The 18,509-nt window shown below is 73.0% G+C and carries 16 protein-coding genes; 7 read left to right on the top strand and 9 right to left on the bottom strand.

All coding sequences use genetic code 11. From position 1 onward, the window contains the following. Positions 1–16: 16 nt before the first annotated feature. On the top strand, positions 17–424 hold the full coding sequence (gene msrB, locus ACZ4TO_RS07380; protein WP_468023671.1) for a peptide-methionine (R)-S-oxide reductase MsrB: 408 nt from the start codon (positions 17–19) through the stop codon (positions 422–424). 100 nt (positions 425–524) lie between these two features. Here the strand turns inward: msrB and ACZ4TO_RS07375 are convergent, their stop codons facing one another. Further along, positions 525–1,652, bottom strand: a complete 1,128-nt coding sequence (locus ACZ4TO_RS07375; protein WP_468023802.1) for a lysylphosphatidylglycerol synthase transmembrane domain-containing protein — start codon at positions 1,650–1,652, stop codon at positions 525–527. Between the two features lie 463 nt (positions 1,653–2,115). On the opposite strand from ACZ4TO_RS07375, the gene ACZ4TO_RS07370 reads away from it, so the two are divergent. Then, positions 2,116–3,513, top strand: a complete 1,398-nt coding sequence (locus tag ACZ4TO_RS07370) for a YhgE/Pip domain-containing protein (RefSeq protein ID WP_468023670.1) — start codon at positions 2,116–2,118, stop codon at positions 3,511–3,513. Positions 3,514–3,651: 138 nt separating this feature from the next. Here the strand turns inward: ACZ4TO_RS07370 and ACZ4TO_RS07365 are convergent, their stop codons facing one another. Together ACZ4TO_RS07365 and ACZ4TO_RS07360 are read right to left on the bottom strand one after the other, a co-directional pair. Beyond that, complete coding sequence (locus ACZ4TO_RS07365; protein ID WP_382788637.1) at positions 3,652–4,521, bottom strand: LysR family transcriptional regulator; 870 nt, start codon at positions 4,519–4,521, stop codon at positions 3,652–3,654. Between the two features lie 99 nt (positions 4,522–4,620). Then, positions 4,621–5,589: an AraC-like ligand-binding domain-containing protein gene (locus ACZ4TO_RS07360; protein WP_468023669.1), complete on the bottom strand. Its 969-nt coding sequence runs from the start codon at positions 5,587–5,589 to the stop codon at positions 4,621–4,623. 209 nt (positions 5,590–5,798) lie between these two features. Here ACZ4TO_RS07360 and ACZ4TO_RS07355 point away from each other — a divergent pair, with 209 nt between their 5' ends. Genes ACZ4TO_RS07355 through ACZ4TO_RS07335 form a run of 5 tightly spaced genes read left to right on the top strand, consistent with a single transcriptional unit; the run spans position 5,799 to position 10,035 of the window. Then, the gene (locus tag ACZ4TO_RS07355) at positions 5,799–7,340 is read left to right on the top strand and encodes an ATP-binding protein (RefSeq protein WP_468023668.1); all 1,542 of its coding nucleotides are present in this window, start codon (positions 5,799–5,801) and stop codon (positions 7,338–7,340) included. Then, entirely contained in the window at positions 7,337–7,750 is a 414-nt protein-coding gene (locus ACZ4TO_RS07350; protein ID WP_385040939.1) for a roadblock/LC7 domain-containing protein, read from the top strand. Before ACZ4TO_RS07355 ends, ACZ4TO_RS07350 begins: the two co-directional genes overlap by 4 nt. Next, the gene (locus tag ACZ4TO_RS07345; RefSeq protein ID WP_468023667.1) at positions 7,747–8,112 is read left to right on the top strand and encodes a DUF742 domain-containing protein; all 366 of its coding nucleotides are present in this window, start codon (positions 7,747–7,749) and stop codon (positions 8,110–8,112) included. Before ACZ4TO_RS07350 ends, ACZ4TO_RS07345 begins: the two co-directional genes overlap by 4 nt. Further along, a complete protein-coding gene (locus tag ACZ4TO_RS07340) occupies positions 8,090–8,692 on the top strand; it encodes a GTP-binding protein (RefSeq protein WP_382788627.1) in 603 nt (200 codons plus the stop codon). Before ACZ4TO_RS07345 ends, ACZ4TO_RS07340 begins: the two co-directional genes overlap by 23 nt. Then, entirely contained in the window at positions 8,689–10,035 is a 1,347-nt protein-coding gene (locus ACZ4TO_RS07335; RefSeq protein WP_468023666.1) for a cytochrome P450, read from the top strand. Before ACZ4TO_RS07340 ends, ACZ4TO_RS07335 begins: the two co-directional genes overlap by 4 nt. A 90-nt stretch (positions 10,036–10,125) precedes the next feature. Here ACZ4TO_RS07335 and ACZ4TO_RS07330 read toward each other — a convergent pair whose 3' ends face one another. The 6 genes from ACZ4TO_RS07330 to ACZ4TO_RS07305 form a co-directional block, all read right to left on the bottom strand. Then, positions 10,126–10,917: an MBL fold metallo-hydrolase gene (locus tag ACZ4TO_RS07330; protein WP_468023665.1), complete on the bottom strand. Its 792-nt coding sequence runs from the start codon at positions 10,915–10,917 to the stop codon at positions 10,126–10,128. Positions 10,918–11,107: 190 nt separating this feature from the next. Continuing rightward, on the bottom strand, positions 11,108–11,911 hold the full coding sequence (locus tag ACZ4TO_RS07325; RefSeq protein WP_468023664.1) for an alpha/beta hydrolase: 804 nt from the start codon (positions 11,909–11,911) through the stop codon (positions 11,108–11,110). 29 nt (positions 11,912–11,940) lie between these two features. Then, positions 11,941–12,774 (bottom strand): alpha/beta fold hydrolase, encoded by an 834-nt coding sequence (locus ACZ4TO_RS07320; protein WP_382788619.1) that lies wholly within the window; start codon positions 12,772–12,774, stop codon positions 11,941–11,943. A gap of 312 nt (positions 12,775–13,086) precedes the next feature. Beyond that, positions 13,087–13,911 (bottom strand): alpha/beta fold hydrolase, encoded by an 825-nt coding sequence (locus tag ACZ4TO_RS07315; RefSeq protein ID WP_385040955.1) that lies wholly within the window; start codon positions 13,909–13,911, stop codon positions 13,087–13,089. 210 nt (positions 13,912–14,121) lie between these two features. Next, positions 14,122–16,896, bottom strand: coding sequence for a helix-turn-helix transcriptional regulator (locus ACZ4TO_RS07310; RefSeq protein WP_468023663.1), 2,775 nt, complete (start codon positions 16,894–16,896; stop codon positions 14,122–14,124). Positions 16,897–17,121: 225 nt separating this feature from the next. After that, positions 17,122–18,366, bottom strand: coding sequence for a cytochrome P450 family protein (locus tag ACZ4TO_RS07305; RefSeq protein ID WP_468023662.1), 1,245 nt, complete (start codon positions 18,364–18,366; stop codon positions 17,122–17,124). Positions 18,367–18,509: the final 143 nt, after the last annotated feature.

Genomic DNA, 18,509 nt, shown 5'->3' with positions numbered 1-18,509 from the left:
TGAGGGGTTGAGCTTCATGTCGTACGACATCGAAAAGCCGGACGAGCAGTGGCGCGCGGAGCTGACCCCGTCCGAGTACACCGTGCTGCGCAAGGCGGGCACCGAGCCCGCCTTCACCGGTGAGTACACCGACACCAAGACGAAGGGCGTCTACTCCTGTCGCGCCTGCGGCGCCGAACTCTTCACCTCCACGGAGAAGTTCGAGTCGCACTGCGGCTGGCCGTCCTTCTACGACCCGAAGGACTCGGACGCCGTCGAGCTGATCCAGGACCGGTCGCACGGAATGGTGCGGACGGAGGTGCGGTGCGCCCGCTGCGGGTCGCACCTCGGCCATGTCTTCGAGGGCGAGGGCTATCCCACGCCGACGGACCAGCGGTACTGCATCAACAGCATCTCGCTGCGGCTGACGCCGGACGAGGGCTGAGCGAGGCCGGCCGGGACCCGACGAGGGCGCGGCCGGCCGACGCCGTACGGGGACCGGGCGCGGTCGGCCGGGCTGTGCCCGGCCCCGCGCCCGCCTTCGTTCACAGCACCTTGCGGTGCACCAGGGCCGAGAGGATGAGCGTGCCCGGGAGCAGCGGGATCCAGACCGTCAGGACCCGGTAGCCGATCACGGTGGCCGTCGACAGGCCCGCCGGGGCGCCCAGCGAGACCATCGTGAAGACCATGGCCGCGTCCACCGGGCCGATTCCGCCCGGCGCGGGCACGGCGCCGGCGGCGGTACTGGCGACCAGCAGCGCGAACACCACCTGAGCCCAGGACAACGGCAGTCCGAGCGAGAAGCCGACCGCCGCGATCGTGCTGCCCTGGAGCACCGGGGCGGCCGCCGAACCACCCCAGAGGGCGAGGACACGGCCGGGCCGGGTGTGCAGGATCCGTACGTCGGTCAGGGCCGTACGGACGAAGTCGACCGCGGGGCGGCGCAGCGGACGGACCTTCGTGACCAGCAGAGCGACGGTCGTCAGACCGAGCGCGGCGCTTCCCGCCGCCAGCAGCAGCGTCGAGCGGTCCGGGGCGAGCGCGCCGAACCGGAGGGTGTCGCCGACGGCCACCAGGAAGAGGACCAGCACCGGGATCCTCGCCACCGGCTTGACCAGCGAATACAGCGCGAGCGAGGCCGTCGCCCGCGCCAGGGGCACGCCTTGGCCGCGCAGGAAGCGCAGGGTGACGGCGTGGGCGCCGATGCTCGCCGGCAGGACGTGGTTGGCGGCGCCCGCGGCCAACTGCGACGCCAGCAGCAGTCCGGGCGGCAGCCGCTCGGGCAGGGCGCCCTGCCGGACGCACGCGGCGACGACCCAGCCCAGCAGGGTGAAGAGGAGCCCGGCCACGAGCCACCACGGATCGGCGTCACCCAGCCGGGCGACGCCGTCGAGCACGGCGCTCCGGTCCAGCGCCGCCCAGGTCCCGATCAGCACCACGGGGAGCAGCGTCACCACCAGACGGGTGAGACGCGAGAGGGACGCGAGCCGGGTGGCGGTGGGAGAGCAGGTGGGGGGAGGCGCCGACGAGGGCGCGGTGGAGCCGCCCGCGTCACCCTTCGCCGGGGCGGGTGACGGCGCCGCCGTGGCCGTGGCCGTGGTCGCGGTGGCGGGTGTCTGTGCCGCCTGTGCCGCGGTGGTCGCGGTGGCGGGGAGGCTGTCGAGCGGGGGCAGGGACACGGCGCACGTCGTCCTTCCGCGTCACGCCCGGGTACGGACGGACGGATCCGAGGCGATGCAACGGGGACGGGGCAAAACGTTCCCGTCCGGTGTGACGCCACGGTGTCCGGAGAGAAAAGGAGGACCGGCAACTGAGCGACACGGCCAGGCACTCACCGTGCTGACGAAGGTACGACCGGCGGGGCGGACGCGCGACCCAGGAATCCGGCCCGGGGGTGAGGCAATGGCCCGGGGGACGGGTCGCGGGCCTAGGGGGCGGTAAGTGGGGACGGGATCCGGGTGTCGCGCGTGGGCCCCTGCGGGTGCGTGGGCGGGGCCGTCGTCGGGGGTTCGGCGAGTCGCCGTCCGTGGCGCGTCCGTACCCCCGATCCTGGCCTGACGTGCGGTCCTGGACTCCCCGGCCGAGGGCCGCGCGCCCGACGCCGTTCCCATGCCGCCCCGGAACCTGTGGAGAACCATGGACGCCGACAGCAATCACCCCGAGGAGCCCCCGGGCACGGCGGGCGCGGGCGGCGCCGTCCGGCACCCCGGGGGACCCGGTGACGACGCCGCCGGCCCGGACACTCCCGTACAGGCCCGTGCCACCGCGCTCCTGCGTCGCCCGAAGCTGTGGCTGGTGCCCACCGTCCTGACGGGGCTGCTCGCGCTGCTGCTGTCGCTGCTGTACATGGGCGGGATCGTCAACCCGAACGGGCACCTGCGCCACCTGCCGATCGGCCTGGTCGACGAGGACACCGGCAAGCCCCCTCCCGGGCAGCGGCAGAACGCGGGCGCCCAGGTCACCGCGGCCATCGCCGCGAGCGACACCTCCGGCACGGCGGGCTGGCGCAGACTCACCCGCGCGCAGGCCCAGGACGAACTCTCCTCCGGCAAGATCTACGGAGCCCTCGTCGTCCCCCGGAACTTCACCGACTCCCTGACCGCCCTGACCACGGCGAACGCCACCGTCCGGCCCACCATCACGGTCCTGACCAACCCCGGAATGGGCAGCCTCGGTTCGTCCCTGGCCTCCAGGATCAACACCACGGCGGCCCAGCAGGCCTCCACGACCATCGGCAAGCAACTGACGGCGTCCCCCGTGACCGCGAAGGCGGACGCCACGACGCGGCTGCTGCTCGCCGACCCCGTCCAGGTCGTCACCCGGATCGGACACCCCATCGGCACGCACAGCGGTCTCGGGCTGAGCGCGTTCTACTACACCCTGCTCCTGGTCCTGGCCGGGTTCCTCGGCGGCAACCTCATCAGCACCGGCGTCGACACCGCCCTCGGCTACGCCGACACCGAGATCGGCCCCTGGCACACCCGCCGCCCCACCGTGCCGATCAGCCGCACCCAGACGCTGCTCCTGAAGATGGTCATGACCGCCGGGATCTCCGTGCTCACGGTGTCCCTCGTCATGCTGGCCACCGTCGCGATCCTCGGCATGGACGCCACCCACCTGCCGTTGCTGTGGATCTACTCCTACTGCGCGAGCCTGGCCGTCGGACTGGGCGTCCAGGCGATCAACGCGGCGTTCGGCGGGATCGGCCAGCTCGTGTCCATGTTCGTGTTCATCGTGCTGGGCCTGCCCTCCTCGGGCGCCACCGTCCCGCTCCAGGCGGTCCCCGGCTTCTACCGGTTCCTGTCCATCTTCGAGCCCATGCGCCAGCTCAGCGACGGGGTGCGGGCCATCCTGTTCTTCGACGCCCGGGCCGACGCCGGGCTCGGCCGCGCCTGGCTCATGATCGCCGTCGGCAGCGTGCTCGCCCTCGTGTTCGGCTTCGCGATGACCCGCTACTACGACCGCAAGGGCCTGGACCGGCTGACCCCGCAGCCGGCCACGCACCCGGCCTCCCGCCCCGCGGCCTCCACCTGACGGCCGGGAACGCGGTCCGGACGGCCGGGACGCGGTCCGAGTGGTGCGGGCCGGCGGCCCGGACGATCGGGCACGCGGTCCGGCGCACCTGATCCCGTCTCTGCCCCCCCGGGGGGGGCGTCCTCGGACCGTCCGCCCTCAGGTCATGTGCCGCAGGAGCGCGGTGACCGCGGGAGGGGTGTCGCCACGAGGGTGGACCAGCATGAGTTTCCAGTGCGGCGCGTGCCGGGCGAACGGGTGGGTGCTGAGGCCCGGGAACCGTCCCGCGATCGAGGCGGGCATGACACAGACGCCCAGGTCGTTGCCGACGAGTTCCGCCGCGGCCGCGATGTCGTCGACCTCGAAGGCCGGCTCCCGTTCCACACCGGCGGCCCGGAAGGCCCGGTCCACGCTGAGCCGGATCGCCCAGCCCGGTGTGAAGTCCACCAGCGGAAGCCGGGCCGCCCCGGCGAGGGTGACGGTGCCGTCGGGGCCGTTCGCGGTGAGCTCGCGCGTCGGGGCGGACACCAGCACCATCTCCTCGTACGACAGCAGCCGCGTCACGAGACCGCGCTGCCGCTGCCGGTCGAGTGCCACCACGGCGAGGTCGACGCTGCCCTCCCGCAGCCCGTCCCGGATGTCGGGGAGGGACGCCTGCCGCAGGCGCACCACCACGCCCGGATGCTCGGCGCGCAGAGCGGCCAGCGGCCGGTGCAGGTCGGCCCAGACACCCCGTGCCGTGCCGATGGTGACCCGGCCCCTGAGCTCTCCCCGGACCAGGTCGACGGTCGCCCGTGCCTGTTCGGCCGCCCGCAGCGCGGCGCGTGCCGCCGGGACGAAGACCTCGCCCGCCGGGGTCAGCGACACCCGGTGCGTGGTGCGGTCGAACAGTGGGGTGCCCAGTTCCCGTTCCAACGCGAGGACGGCGCTCGACACGGCGGACTGCACCACGCGCAGCCGCTGGGCCGCCGCCGTGAAACCGCCCTCCTCGGCGACCGCGACCACGACCTCCATCTGCCGCAGATCCATCTCCACTCCCGGGACAGCAGCCGTCCTGGACCGGATCCCCGCCCAGGACCGGAATCCCGTCCTGTACCGATTGTCCCAGGACGTGATCGGCCGCGGGTGTCACGTGGCGCGGACTCCGTTGCGCATCTCGCGCGGGCTCACCCCGAAGCGCTGCCGGAAGGCGGTGCTCAGCGCGCTCGCCGACGAGAAACCCGAGGCGTGGGCGAGATCGGTGATCGTCAGGTGTTCGCAGTCGCCGCACCGGAGCCGTTCGCGGACCAGCCGCAGCCGCTCCTCGCGGATCAGGTCGCGGGGGGTGGTGCCCGCGTGCTGGAGGGCGAGCTGGATCTGGCGCAGCGACCAGCCGAGGGCGCGGGCCATGGACGTCCCCGTGAGGCCGGGGTCGGCGGCGTTCTCGCGGACGTGGCGGCGCACCACCGTCTCCACGTCGGACAGGTGACGGGTGCCCTCGGGGCGGTCGTCGCCGGTGGTCAGCATGCACAGCAGCTCGACCACCCGGTCGGACACGGCGTTGAACTGGGCGTCCGTGAGGTCGTCGCGCTCGGCGTACAGACCGTCGAGCATCGAGCGGACGACACGGCCGAGCCCCCTGCTCAGGTCGAGGCCGGTGGCCAGCGGCGACTTGCGGTTCAGCGGGCCGTCCAGCTCGCGGGCCGGGATGGTGAGGACGAACGCCTGGGTGGAGGCGTCCTGGAGACACTGGAAGGGCGACCCGAACGAGACCAGCGTGCCCGTCCCCGGCGTCAGCCGTGCCTCGTGGCCGTCCTGGCGCAGGACGATCTCCCCGGTCAGCGGCAGCAGCAACCGGTAGTCCCCGTCGGGGTCCTCGCGGATCTGGCGCGCCGTCCTGCTGTACTCGATCGCGTCCGAACGGAACCTGACGAGCTGATACACCTCGGAGCGCTGGCGGACCGTCTCGCCGCTGAAGTCGTCGGTACGGCCGTACCGATAGCCCATCCGCGGCTGGTACGACCCGATGTGCTCGCTCCAGAAGTCGGCCCGCTCCGACGGTCCCACCGAGCCCGTCGACCGGGCTTCCACCAGGTAGTTCCCCGTGGGCAAGGCCACCATCGACTCCCGTGCGAGTGAGGGCAGTTACGCGGTGTCAGCCTAGTGCACACAGCCGGTGCGCATGGCGGCAACTTCCTTGCGCGTCGCGGAAAGCGTGGGAGCCGACGCGCGGCTACCGTCGTCCGCCCCGTCAACTCGCGCATCCTCCTTCACTTTTCCCGCTCCCGCCCCGGCAATGCGTCTCCGTACAAGAGGACTTGAGGACCATGACCGAACGGATACCGGAGGCCGCGTCCTGGTGCCTGGCCGTCGGCCTGCTCGCCGTCACCGTGCTGCTGCTGCGCCAGCGCGGGATCAGCGCGCGGCTGCGCCGGCGGACCGACGATCTCGTCGGGGACCTGCGGGCCCGCGACGAGGAACTGCGCAACCTGGCCGAGGTCCGCCTGCCCGTCCTGGAGGACACCCCGCACCGGACCGCCGCCCCGGGTGTCCCGGCCGCCCCTCATCCGGCCGCCCCTCCGCTCGACGCCCGGCTGGCCGGCACGGACTTCGCGAAGCACCTCGGCGCCGTCCTGGAGCGCTTCTCGGAGGCGGTGGGACACGCGCAGGCGCGCGCCGACCGGTCCGCGAAGTCCGCGCTCAAGGCGTCCATGCGCTCGATCCAGGCCCTCGCGAGCGAGCAGCAGGTGTCCATCGCCGAGATGCAGGACCGGCACGACCACCCCGACGTCCTGCGCGACCTTCTCGAGATCGACCACACCAACGCCCAGTTCGGGCGGCGCGCCCAGGCGATCGCCGTCCTGTGCGGCTCCTGGCCCGGACGCCAGCGCGGCACCTCCGCGCTGACCGAGGTGGTGCGGGGCGCGACCTCCCGCGTCCGTGACTACCGGCGCGTCCGCGTCAACGGAGAGGTCGGCCTGGCCGTCGAGGGGCGTGCCGTCGAACCGGTGGTCCTCGCCGTCGCCGAACTGCTGGACAACGCGGCACGCCACTCGCAGCCCGGCACCACCGTCGAGGTCACCGTCCAGCCGGCGCACAACGGTGCCTGCGTGGTCGTGGACGACGCCGGTGTCGGCATGGACGCCGGAACGATCGAGCGGGCCGCCGGGCTCCTGACCGGCCGGGATCTGGTGGACGTGACCCGGCTCGAGGACCCTCCGCGGTTCGGCTTCGCCGTCGTCGGCGTCCTCGCCGCGCGGTACGGATTCAGTGTCTCGGTGGACACCCGGTCCCCGTACGGCGGTGTCCGGGCGGTGGTGTTCCTGCCCGCGAAACTGCTCACGCACCCGGTCCCGGACGCGGAGCCGCCGAGAGTCGAACCCTCACTCACGGCCGCGAGGCCCGGGGGCGTGCGGACCGCGCCCGTGCCGCACACCCGGCGCGAGGCCGAGCCCGTCGGGACGACCACGGCCGGCGGCCTGCCGAAGCGGCGGCGCCGGGTCCCGCGGCAGCCGGACGGCGCGGGCCCTGGCACCGCCGCCGCGCCCGCCGAATCCGGCGCGTCTGCGGAGCCCGCTGTACCTCCGCAGCCCGCTGTGCCTGCCGAGTCCGCCGTGCCTGCGAAGTCTGCGGGGCCTGCCGAGCCAGCCGAGCGCGCCGAGGGCGCTGTGGCCGCCGAGGACGTCGGCGCCCGGTCGGCCGAGGAGAACGCCCGGCGCATGGGGGCGTTCGCCCGCGGCACCCGATCCGGCCGAGCGGAGCAGGACACCACCGCGACCCCGGCGAACCCGGCGGCCCCTCGACCGCCGGACGCCCCCGTGCCGTCGTACGGAACACCTCACCCGATCGAAGGGAGCACACAGGGATGACCGCGCCCATGAGCAACGAGCTGGGGTGGATGCTCGACGAGGTCCTGAAGGTGCCGGAGGCCCGGCACGCGATCCTGCTGTCCGCCGACGGCATGCTCCGCGCGCACTCCGCGGACATCGGCCGGGACGACGCCGAGCGGCTGGCCGCCGGTCTGTCCGGCGTGCAGTCGATCAGCCGCAGCACGGCCGAGTTCTGCGGCCGTCCGGACACACCCTGGCGGCAGACCCTGATCGAGTTCGCGCACGGGTACGTCTTCCTCGTCGCCGCGGGGGAGGGCACCCACCTCGCGGTGTCCACGACCGAGGACGTCGACATGGAGGCGGTCACCTACCGCATGCACAAAATGGTCGACCGGCTCGGCAGGGAACTGACCAGCCCCGCCCGGCGGGACACCGGCAGCCCGGCATGAGACCGCCCGGACATCGTCCCGGGGAGCGGCTGGTGCGGTCCTACGTCGTCACCGACGGCCGCTCGCAGCCCTCGCGCAACACCCTCGACCTCGTCACGCTGCTGATCGCCGCCGTCGGCCCCCCGCTCACCGGGCTCAGCCCCGAGAAGCGGCGGCTCATAGAGCTGTGCCGGCCCGGTGCCCTGTCGCTGGCCGAGGTGGCCGGCCATCTGGAGCTGCCCGTCAGCGTCACCAAAGTGCTGGTCGCCGACCTGATGGACAGCGGTCACCTCGTCACCCGAGCGCCGATCCCCTCCGCCGGACCTCCGTCCGACACCCGCGTCCTGAGAGAGGTCCTCGATGGACTGCGCTCCCGGCTCTGACACCTCGTATCTGCCCGAGGGCGTGCGGACCGCCGTGAAGGTGCTGATCGTGGGCCACTTCGCGGTCGGCAAGACCACGTTCGTCGGCGCGCTGTCCGAGATACGACCGCTGCGCACCGAGGAGGTCATGACCCGGGCCGGCGCGTCCGTCGACGACCTGACCGGTACGCGGGACAAGGAGACCACCACCGTCGCCCTCGACTTCGGCCGCGTCACGCTCAACGACACCCTGGTCCTCTATCTGTTCGGCGCCCCGGGACAGCGTCGCTTCACCGGCCTCTGGCGGGACCTGACGCGCGGCGCGCTCGGCGCCCTCGTCCTCGCCGACACCCGACGCCTGGACCGGTCCTTCGAAGTCATGGGCCTGCTGGAGGAACTGGACGTGCCGTACGCGGTCGCCCTCAACGACTTCGACGGCCGGCCCGAGCACGGGCTCGACGAGGTGCGCGAGGCGCTCGACCTGCTGCCCGGCACCCCGCTGCTGCGCTGCGACGCCCGCGACCGGGTCTCCGCCACCGAGACACTGATCGCCCTCGTCACTCATCTGCTGGCCCGCACCGGCGAACTGGAGACCGCGTGAACGCCGTACCGCCCCCCGGCTGCCCGGCCCATCAGCCCCTGTACGGGCCGGAGTTCGCGGCCGATCCGACGGCGGTCTACCGGCTGCTGCGGGAATCCGGACCGACCGCCCGCGTCGAACTCGCCCCCGGCGTCCGGGCCACCCTGGTCACCGGGTACGACGCCGCGCTGCACGTCCTGCGCAGCCCGGAGACCTTCTCCAAGGACCCCCGCCGCTGGAAGGACCTCGCCGACGGCGCCGTCCCGGCGGACAGCCCGGTCCTGCCGATGATGACCTACCGGCCCAGCGCCCTGTTCACCGACGGCGAGGAGCACAGCCGGCTGCGGGGCGCCATCGCCGACACGCTCGCCCGCGTCGAGCCCGGCGCGCTGCGCGACTGCGCCGAACGCGGCGCCGACACCCTCATCGACCGGTTCGCGCCGCTCGGCACGGCGGATCTGCTCGGCGAATACGCCCAGGTCCTGCCCCTGCTCGTGTTCAACCACCTCTTCGGCTGCCCCGCCGGGCACGGCGTCCGGCTGGTCGAGGGCATGTCCGGGATGTTCGACGGAGTGGACGCGGAGAAGGCGTACGAACTGCTCATCGCCACCCTGGCCGACCTCGTCGAGCTGAAGCGGCGCCGGCCCGCCCCCGACATGACGTCCTGGCTCATGGAACACCCGGCCGGGCTGACCGACGAGGAGCTGATCCACACCCTCGCCGTGCTGATGGGGGCCGGCACCGAACCCCAGCAGAACCTGATCGCGAACGGACTGCGCCTGCTGCTCTCCGACGACCGCTTCGCGGGCGACCTCTCCGGCGGAACCCTGCCGGTGCAGGACGCCCTCGACGAGGTGCTGTGGACCGACCCGCCGATCGCGAACTACGCCGTGCACTACCCGCGCCACGACGTCGTGTACGAGGGCACGCTGCTGCGCGCCGGCGATCCGCTGGTGGTGAGCCTCGCCGCCGCCAACACCGATCCGGCCCTGACGGGACATCGGCACCTGGGCAACCGGGCCCATCTGGCGTGGAGCGCGGGCCCGCACACGTGTCCCGCGCAGGGCCCGGCGCGGCTGATCGCGTCCGTCGCGATCGAGAAGCTCCTGGACCGGATACCCGGCATCGAACTGTCGCTCCCCGTGGGGGAGTTGCGGTGGCGGCCCGGCCCGTTCCACCGGGCGCTCGCCGCCCTGCCGGTGAGCTTCCCGCCCGCCCCGGCCGTCGGAGACACCGACCGTCCGGAGCGGCCGGCGCCTCCGACACCGTCTCCGCCGCCGCCTTTCGACCCCCGGAGCCCCGAGACCGACCACCCGCGGACCGTACGGTCGCGGGCGGCGGCCTGGTGGCGAGGGGAGTACTAGCCAGAGCTTTCCGCGTGGCGGAGTACCAGCGGGTCCGACCGTCGGGGAACCTGGCGTCTCCGCCGTCGTTCACCGGCGCGGGCGTGACCGTCACAGGGTGATGTCCACACCCGTCCCGGCGGGCAGCAGGCGGAAGCGGTCCCGGATGTCCTCGGGGGCGGCGGCCAGGTGCCGTTCCATGGTCGCGCGGCTCTCGTGGAAGTGGTGCCAGCCCTCGTAGTGGACCGGGATGACGGTGTGCGGGGCGAGCAGACGGCAGAGTTCCACGGCCTCGGCCGCCGTCATCGTGTAGCGGACCGGGCCGGTCAACGGGAAACGGACACCGCCCAGGTGCATCAGGGCCGTCCCCACGTCCAGACGCCGGGCCACCTGCCGTACACCGTCGTACAGGACGGTGTCGCCCGACATCCACAGGGCCCCGTGTCGCTGCCCCTCCCAGTGGAGGGCGAAGCCGGTCACCTCGCCCGTGAAAGGGCGGGACAGCGGTGGGCCGTGGCGCGCGGGGGTCGCCGTGACGGTGATGGCCGGTCGGCCCGGAGCCTCCAGTCGGTGGGTCGTCCAGGGAGCGAGGGCGCGCGCGTTGCCGCCGAGGCGGCGGGCGCCGGACGGCGTGGTGAGGACGGTGTCCGCGGAGGCGAGCAGGGTCCGTCCCGCGAGATCCAGGTTGTCGCCGTGGTGGTCGTGGCTGAGCAGGACGGCGTCGATCGGAGGGAGCTCGGCCGGGGTGAGCGCGGGGCCGGCCGTCTTGTACGAGGACGTTCCCCAGCCGAAGCGGTAGCGGTGGCCGGGCGGGTCGAACGTGGGGTCGGTGAGCAGCCGCCAGCCACCGGCCTCGATCAGGGTGGTCGGACCGCCGATGTGGGTGATGCGTGCTTCGCTCATGCCGGGTCCCCGTTCACAGTGTCGTCGTCCGCCGTCTTGTCGTCCGGAGTCCCGTCGTCAGCGGTGTCGCCCGCGCGATCCGGCCGTTCGCGGTGTCACCGTATGCGGTGTCGGCCGCACCCGGTTCCCGGGCCGGGACGGATCGCGTACGTCCGCCCCGGCCGGGCTGTGCCGTGCCGTTCGGTTCCGTCTAGCGGACGGCGTGCTCCAGTGCCCACGACAGGGCGTGGTCCGCGACCTCTTCCCAGCCGGGCGAGGCCGGCATGAGGTGCGGTCGGCCGGGATACACCTTCACCTCGGTGACGGTGTCCGACTTGTAGTGCCGGGCGTTGGACTGCTGGACCTTGGGCGGCATCAGATGGTCGAGTTCGCCGGAGAGGAACAGCAGCGGCGCGCGGTCGTCGTTGTGGTAGTTCACCCAGATGTCCTGGTGGCCGGGCTGGAGGTTGGCCAGCACGCTGTTCCACAGGATGCGGCCCGAGGCGGGGACCGCGTAGCGCTCGTACAGGGCGCGCGACTCCTCCTCCGTGAACGTGTTGGTGAAGGCGTAGTGCCACTCGTCATGGGTGAGGCCGACGGCCTTGTGATGGTTCGCCGGGTTCTTCAGCACCGGGAAGGTGGCCTTCACCTGCGTCAGGGGCACCACCGATACGCCCTCGGTGGGGGCGGAGTTGATGGCGACGCCGGCCGCGCCGTAGCCGTGATCGAGCAGGACCTGTGTGAAGGCGCCGCCGGCGGAGTGGCCGATCAGGACGGGCGGCCTGTCGAGCCCGCGGACCACGTTCGCCAGGCTCTCGATGATCTGCGGGGCGGTGATCTTCTCGATCGGCGCGGGGTCGGCGTTCAGGGACTCGACCTCCACCTCGAAGCCGGGGTACGCGGGAGCGATCACGCGGTAGCCCTGCTTCTCGTAGCGGTCGATCCAGTGTTCCCAACTGCGGGGTGTGACCCAGAAACCGTGGATCAGGACGATGGTGTCGGGGGCGGTGCTCATCGGAACTCCTCGGGAGGTGGTGACAGGTGTCAGCGGGTGGCGTGGTGCGCGGCCAGGATCTGGCGGACCACGACGTCCGGGTGGGACATCATCACGACGTGCGAGGCACCCTTGACCTCGACGGTCGCGCTGCCCGCCCGCTCGGCCATGAAGCGCTGCGCCGCGGGCGGGATGACGCGGTCGGCGGTCGGGATCACGTACCAGGACGGCAGGCTCTTCCAGGCCGGGACACCGCTACCGGCACCCAACCCGCCCACGGATCCGGGGCGTTGGGTCACCGCCATCAGCCGGGTCACGGAGTGCGGGAGATCCTGCGCGAACACGTCGTGGAACCTGGCCGGGTCGATGTATCCGTCGATGCCGCCGGGAGTGCCGTCCGGCAGGGGGAACGGCCGGGTCAGCAGCGCGTCCGGCAGCATGCTGCCCGGGAACATCGAGGCGAGTTGCAGCGCGCTCTCGCCCTCGTCGGGCGCGAACGCACCGACGTAGACCAGTGCCTTGACGTTGGTGTGCCCGCGTCCCGCGTTGGTGATGACCTCGCCGCCGTAGGAGTGCCCGACGAGGATGACCGGACCCGGAACGGTGTCGACGACGCTGGAGACGTACGCGGAGTCGCCCGCGAGGTCCCGCAGCGGGTTGGCGGGGGCGATGACCGGGAAGCCGGCCCTCTGGAGCCGGGCGATGGTGTCGTTCCACCCGGACGCGTCGGCGAACACGCCGTGGACGAGGACGACGGTCGGTCTGCCCGTGTCGCCGGTACGGGCGGTCGCGGAGGCGGACGCGGTGCCACCGGCGAGCGTGAACGCGCCGGTCGCGAGCAGGCCGCCGAGGACGCGGCGGCGGGGGTGGGCGGAGGAGGTCACGGTAGGGCTCCTTCGGCTCGGGCGGGCGGGAGGCCCGCCGGACAGCGGGCGAGGAATCGCCCGGCACGATGCAGGAAGAGGGAAGAGACGCCCGACGGGGTCAGAGCGGGGCGAAGAGGCGTCCGACGGGGTGCGGGCAGGGCGAAGAGGCGCCCGGCAGCGGTGGGCGGTGACCGCGTCCGCCTCCGCGACGGCCACGGACCGAGGGCCGGGGCAGACCCGTTCGCCCGCTCGCACCGGACGCCTGCGGTGAGCGCGAGGTGCGTCCCGGCCGTCACGCCCTCCCGGCGCGGCCGACTCGCGCGCTCCCGCTCAGGAGTTGAGGAACTCCAGCAGATCGGCGCCCAGTTGGTCCTTGTGCGTGTCCGTGATGCCGTGCGGTGCGCCCGGATAGACCTTGAGGGTCGCGTTCTTGATCCGGGCGGCCGACGCCTTGCCTCCGACCTCGAAGGGCACGACCTGGTCGTCGTCGCCGTGGACGACCAGCGTGGGGACGTCGAAGGCGTCCAGGTCGGACCGGAAGTCGGTGCCGGAGAAGGCCGCGACACACTCGTAGGCGTTGCGGTGTCCCGCCTCCAGACCCTGCCGCCAGAACGCGTCCCGGATGCCCTGCGAGACCTCGGCGCCGGGCCGGTTGTTGCCGAAGAACGGTCCGTCGGCGAGGTCGTGGTAGAGCTGCGAGCGGTCGGCGAGGGAGCCGGCGCGCAACGCGTCGAACTCCTCGAGGGGCACACCGCCGGGGTTGTCGTCGGTCTTGAGCATGAAGGGCGGTACGGCCGAGACCAGGACGAGCTGGGCGAGGCGTGCGGTGCCGTGCCGACCGACGTAGCGGGCGACCTCGCCGCCGCCGGTGGAGAAGCCGACGAGGGTCGCGTCGCGCAGGTCGAGGGTGTCGATGAGGGTGGCGAGGTCGTCGGCGTAGGTGTTCATCTCGTTGCCGTTCCAGGTCTGGTCGGAACGGCCGTGCCCGCGCCGGTCGTGGGCGATGGCGCGGAAGCCGTTCGCGGCGAGGAACAGCTGCTGCGCCTCCCAGCTGTCGGCGTTCAGCGGCCAGCCGTGGCTGAGCACGACCGGCCTGCCCTGTCCCCAGTCCTTGTAGTGGATCCGCGCTCCGTCGGCCGCGGTGACGTACGGCATGGGTACTCCCGTCTTCGGACGATTTCCGACCGGTCGATCGTCCGCCGGGACCGGGCGCCCCCGAATCCCGTACGGCACGTAGTCGTGACCGCCGCGCGCCGGACGCGTCACCGGGTGTCCCGCCCCGCGAACGGTCCGCCCGGCCGCCTGGACCGGCGGACCGGCCCCTGCGCCGCGGGGCCGGGGAAGCACCCGGGCCCGGCTCCGGGCTCAGAGCCCCGGCACCTCGCCGAGCCGACGTCGGGAGGTGACGTCGAGCTTCCGGAAGACCTTTCTCAGGTGGTAGTCGACCGTGCCGGCGCTGATGAAGAGCTGGGCGGCGATCTCGGCGTTGGTCGCGCCGTCCTTCGCGAGCCGGGCGATCGTGAGTTCCTGCGGGGTCAACTCGGGCTGCGGTCCCGCGGATCCGCGACGCGGGTGTTCCCCGGTAGCGGCCAGCTCCTGGGCGCTGCGCGCCGCGTAGCCCATGGCCCGCATGCCGTCGAACATCGCCAGCGCCGTACGCAGTTGCTCACGGGCGTCCTTCCGGCGCTTGCGGCGGCGCAGCCACTCGCCGTACAGCAGATGGGCGACGGCGCGATCGGAGCGGGCCCTGGTGCCGGAGAGCAGGGTGATCGCCTCGCGATAGAGCGGTTCGGCTTCGTCGGCGGGAGCGAGCAGCGCCTCCGAACGAGCCAGTACGCCCAGTGCCCACGGTGTGTCCGCCGCTCTGGCGCGGGAGGTGAGCGTACGCAGCGTGGCCGAGGCCAGCACGCGGTCGCCGCAGCGCACCGACGCCTCGACGAGGTGGGGCAGCAGCCGGGAGTGCACCCCGAGGACGTCGTGCTCGATCAGTTCGTGGGCGGTGGCGCGTGCCCGCGTGTAGTCGCCGCGGCTCAGCGCCAGGACGACGGCGCCGATGCGGGCGATGGACGCGACGGCGCCCGCGCCGAGCCAGGTTCCGGCCTCCATCGAGCCGCGCAGGACGGTGTCGAGATCATCGGCCTCACCGTGCCAGGCGAGCAGTTCCGGGTGCCGGTAGATGGCCCACACCTCGTCGTTGGCACCGATCGCGGACCGGACCTGGTGGCCCTCGGTCAGCAGGTCGTCGGCGGCGGCCAGTTCGCCGAGATTGGTCTCGGACATGGAGGCGCAGTACAGGGCGGAGTCCAACTGCCACAGGGCGCCCGCCCGCCGGCTGATGTCGGCACCGCGCCGGATGACGGCGGTGTGCGCCTCCTCGTCCCACAGGACCATGGACATGGTGATGACGGGCAGTTGGCCCCGTAGCACGTCCTCGTCGCCGGTCCGCGGGTCGAGCAGCATCGCGGCGGCCCTCCGCAGATGGGGTACGGCGCTCTCGTACCCGTCGGTGGCCAGGACGGCGAACGCGCGCAGCACGAGGTCGACGCCGCTGGCGGGCGTATCGCGCGGCACCAGTTCCTCGATGGCACGGGCGATCTCGGCCGGTGTCGTTCCCTCCGTGAGGTGTTCGGCGGTGATGACACGGTCGATGGCCCTGAGCAGCGCCTCACGGGCGAGGTCGGGTGCTCCGCCGGTCAGGGAACGGGCCGCGTTCAGGCACAGCGCCGGCGCCTTGGCGAAGGAACCGGCGTCGCCGAGCGCGATGACGGTGTGCGCGCGGACGAGCAGCGCCCTGCCCCGGCCGACGTCGTCGAGCAGTCCGACGTCGAGGGTGTCGAGGAGCGATTCCGCCTGCACCGGCGCTCCGGCGCGCAGCGCGGCCTCGGCCGCGGCCAGCAGCCGCTCGGCGCGCGTCCCGGCCCGCGAGGTGAGCTCGGCGGCCCTGGTCAGGAAGGTGGCGCGGGCCGCGTAGCCGCCGCGCGCGCCCGCCCGGTCGGCCGCACGCTCCACCTCGGCGGCGACGGCCTCGTCCGGGCCGAGCGCCGCCGCGGCGAGGTGCCACGCGCGCCGGTCGGAGTCGGCCGGGCGGTCGGTGACCTCGGCCAGCGCACGGTGGACGCGTCGGCGCTCGTTGCCGTTCGCGCCGCCGTAGACCGCGGACCGCACCAGGGGGTGCCGGAACCGCGCGGTGGTCCGCAGCACCACGAGCCGCTCCGTCTCGGCGGGGCCGGAGGCCTCGGGGTCGACGCCGAGGAGCCGCGCCGCGCCGGTGACGTATCCGAGATCGCCGCCCGGTTCGGCGGTGGCCAGCAGCAGCCAGGTCCGGGCCGGTTCCGGCAGCGCCCGCACCTGCCGGAGGTAGTGGGCCTCCAACCGGCCGCCGAGAGGCAGCGGTTCGGGCAGGGCGAGTCCGCCGGAAAGCTGCTCGGCGGAGAGCTCCTCTCCGAGGTCGGCCAGCGCCAGGGGGTTCCCGGAGGTCGCGGTGACGATCCGTGCGGCGACCCGGGCGTCGAGCTGGCCGGGGACGGCCTCGCGCAGCAGTTCCAGGGCGAACTCGTCCGCCAGGCCTCCTACTTCGATGACCGGCAGCCCCGCGGGCACCTCGAAGCCGGTGCGAGCCGCGAACAGCAGACCGACGCCCTCGGCGTGGAGCCGTCGGCTCACGAAGGACAGGACGCCCAGGGATTCGTCGTCGAGCCACTGCAGGTCGTCGACGCAGCACAGCACCGGGCGTTTCCTGGCCGCTTCGGCGAGCAGCGTCAGCACCGCGAGCCCGACGAGGAACCGGTCGGCCGGCGGCCCGTCGGCCAGTCCGCAGGCCACGCGCAGCGCGTCGTGCTGGGTGGGCGGCAGCGCGCCGGAGTGCTTGAGCGCGTCCAGGCCGTCCCGTCCGTCCACCAGCGGGATGAGCATCCGGTGCAGCGCGGCGAAGGGGAACCCCGCGCTCTCGGACTCGATCCCCGCCACCGAGACCACACGCAGGTCGGCGGCCTCCGCCACCGCGTACTCCAGCAGTGCGGTCTTGCCGATCCCGGGGTCCCCGCGCAGCACCGTCACCTTGCTGAGCCCGTCACGAAGTCCGGCCACGAACCCTTCGAGGACACGGAGTTCCGCGGCCCTCCCCTTGAGAATCAACGCCACGCCCTTCGGATGCCCGGGTGGCGAGTCGACGACGGGACGCCTCCTCGCGCCCCGCCGTGATCTCACGCTCCGCCTGTCCTGCCCATCCTGGAGGGACCTGACCAGGAAAGGGGGCTGCCGCCGGAAGTTCGAGATCACGTTCCGCTTCGCCGCTCTACGAGCAGGGGACCCCCACGCCGCCGCCGGGCCGCCCTCCGGCGACGACGGGAAGTGTCCGGACAGGCCCTAGGCGAGCCGGACCGGCAGGGAGAGGTGGCCGTTGGAGATGAAGGAGTCCACCGGGCGCAGGTCCTCCTCCGGGACGGCGAGCCGCAGGGCGGGGAAGCGGTCGAACAGGGCCGGAAGCGCGACCCGGGCCTCCAGGCGGCCCAGCGGGGCTCCCAGGCAGCGGTGCACGCCGTGGCCGAACGCGAGGTGCTCCTTGTCGGCGCGGGTGACGTCGAACTGGTCGGCGTCCTTGCCGTGGCGCTCGGGATCGCGCCCGGCGGCGGCGTAGGCCGCGAGGATCGCCTCACCCTCGGCGATCACGGTCCCCTCGGGACCGCCGAGTTCGGAGAGGACGATGTCCTCGACGGCGTACCGCAGCGGCAGGCTCGCGACCGGGGCGTCCGCCCGCAGCGTCTCCTCGATCACGTCGTCCCAGTCCGCGCGGCCCGCCCGGACGTGCGCGAGCTGGTCGGGCCGGGTGAGCAGGGCGTGCACGGCGTTGTCGATGAGGTTGACAGTCGTCTCGTGACCGGCGCTGATCATGAGGATCAGCGTGTCCAGCAGCTCCTGCTCGCTGAGCGCGGTGCCCCGCTCGTCGTCGCGGGCCGCGATGAGCCCGGAGGTCAGGTCGTCGCCGGGCGACTCCCGCTTGGTGGCGACGAGTTCGGCCAGGATGACCAGCAACCGGCCGTAGGCGGCCGTCATCTCGCCCGGATCGGCGGAGGTGGCGAACATGCGGTCCACCAGCGCGCGCAGCTCGGGGCCCCGTTCCTCGGGCAGTCCGAACAGTTCGCTGATCACCTGGATGGGCAGCGGATAGCAGAACTCCTCGCGCAGATCGAGGACCTGGGAGCCGCGACCCGCTTCCGCCACGCGGTCCAGGAGCTGCCCGGTGATCTCCTCGATACGCGGCTGGAGCGCGGCCGTCCGGCGGGCGGTGAACGCCTTGGAGACCAGCGTGCGCAGGCGACGGTGCTCACCGCCGTACGCGGTGAACATGTTCTCCACGGCCACCCACGCGAACAGCGGCCACTCGGGCGTGATCACACCGTTCGCCAGCAGGGGCCAGTGCTGTTGCGCGTCCTTGGACACCCGCGGATCGGTGAGCAGCCGCTTCAGCAGCTCGGGGCCGCTCACCGCCCAGGCCTCGACGCCCCCGGGAAGCTCCACCCGGGCCACCGGTCCTCTCTCGCGGATCCGGGCGGCCTCCCCGTGGATGTCGCCTCCGGTCGCGTCGATCACCAAAGGACGTGGACTTCCCATCAGGAACCTCCCGGCAGTCGAACTCCTATTCGGCGTACGCCGCGTCACGCTACGCGACGACGCGGCTTCGCCGGGATACCTGCCGGGTCGGTGCGTGCAGTGCCAACTTCCGTGCGCGCGGAGACAATTACGTCCCACGGGTC

This window comes from Streptomyces sp. NPDC028298 (genome assembly GCF_055565895.1).
This window is presented reverse-complemented; position numbering and strand designations above follow the sequence as displayed.

Coding starts and splice junctions, on each gene's coding strand:
- ACZ4TO_RS07330 (WP_468023665.1), bottom strand. CDS start 10,917: ATGAGCGAAGCACGCATCACCCACATCGGCGGTCCGACCACCCTGATC.
- ACZ4TO_RS07315 (WP_385040955.1), bottom strand. CDS start 13,911: ATGCCGTACGTCACCGCGGCCGACGGAGCGCGGATCCACTACAAGGAC.
- ACZ4TO_RS07325 (WP_468023664.1), bottom strand. CDS start 11,911: ATGAGCACCGCCCCCGACACCATCGTCCTGATCCACGGTTTCTGGGTC.
- ACZ4TO_RS07355 (WP_468023668.1), top strand. CDS start 5,799: ATGACCGAACGGATACCGGAGGCCGCGTCCTGGTGCCTGGCCGTCGGC.
- ACZ4TO_RS07350 (WP_385040939.1), top strand. CDS start 7,337: ATGACCGCGCCCATGAGCAACGAGCTGGGGTGGATGCTCGACGAGGTC.
- msrB (WP_468023671.1), top strand. CDS start 17: ATGTCGTACGACATCGAAAAGCCGGACGAGCAGTGGCGCGCGGAGCTG.
- ACZ4TO_RS07305 (WP_468023662.1), bottom strand. CDS start 18,366: ATGGGAAGTCCACGTCCTTTGGTGATCGACGCGACCGGAGGCGACATC.
- ACZ4TO_RS07340 (WP_382788627.1), top strand. CDS start 8,090: ATGGACTGCGCTCCCGGCTCTGACACCTCGTATCTGCCCGAGGGCGTG.
- ACZ4TO_RS07345 (WP_468023667.1), top strand. CDS start 7,747: ATGAGACCGCCCGGACATCGTCCCGGGGAGCGGCTGGTGCGGTCCTAC.
- ACZ4TO_RS07365 (WP_382788637.1), bottom strand. CDS start 4,521: ATGGATCTGCGGCAGATGGAGGTCGTGGTCGCGGTCGCCGAGGAGGGC.
- ACZ4TO_RS07370 (WP_468023670.1), top strand. CDS start 2,116: ATGGACGCCGACAGCAATCACCCCGAGGAGCCCCCGGGCACGGCGGGC.